Below are 747 nucleotides of genomic sequence, written 5' to 3' on the forward strand. Positions count from 1 at the left end.
GCTCTAGGGCACGGCGATACTGGGGGAGGCCGGCCTGCGAAAGGCGGCTTCCTGCGCTTCCCGTTCTACCCCGTCGCGGTAGAACGGTGCTCACGTACCCAAAAGTACGCTCCGCTCCGGTTCTCGAAATCCACCATTCTCGGCTCGGCCTGACCCCAGTCTCGTCGTGCCCTGGTCGGCGCTGGGCAACCGTCGTTCGCCCGTCAACCTTTTCTTAACCCTGCCGATTTGATCGCCCGGAAATTCGGACACGGCCGGATTGTGTCCGTTGACTTTGAAACAAAATTAGAACAAAATACGAACATATCAACAACAGGAGAGAGTTATGACCGATCTGGTTCAGGATGTCATCTCACTGGTTTGCATGAGCACCTTTCTCGTCTCCATGGCGATCTGGATTGGAGCCATGTGATTTGGCGGCGTTCGCCGCCGTGGGTCCCATGCGGTCGAAGACCGCTCCGCCGTTAAGCTTTTCTTGCCGCAGCGACGTTAGAGTGCCCCGGCAAGACAGGGAGCAACGTCCAGGTGTCGCCCATCGTCACGGCCATTCTGGTGGCCAGCAATCTCGGGCTGATCTTTCTGTTGATGACGGTGCCGCTTGGTTTGCGCACGGTCCGGCTGACCCGTCTGGTGGCGATGGATCGGCAGCGCCTCTGGCAGGCGCTGTGGCCGCTCGGCAGCGATGCCGGCTGGTCCGGTGAGATCCTGTCCGCCGAGGCCCCGGACGGCGAGGGCGTGGCCCGCATC

1 pseudogene is annotated in these 747 nt (G+C 61.2%); it reads left to right on the plus strand.

Annotation, left to right across the window (positions count from 1 at the left end):
• Positions 1–525: 525 nt before the first annotated feature.
• A pseudogene (locus tag ENZ74_RS33405) lies at positions 526–747 on the plus strand (site-2 protease family protein); the annotation flags it as partial.

Origin of the sequence: Mesorhizobium sp. M7A.F.Ca.CA.002.15.2.1 (assembly GCF_003998715.1) — a bacterium.
Classification (GTDB): domain Bacteria; phylum Pseudomonadota; class Alphaproteobacteria; order Rhizobiales; family Rhizobiaceae; genus Mesorhizobium; species Mesorhizobium ciceri.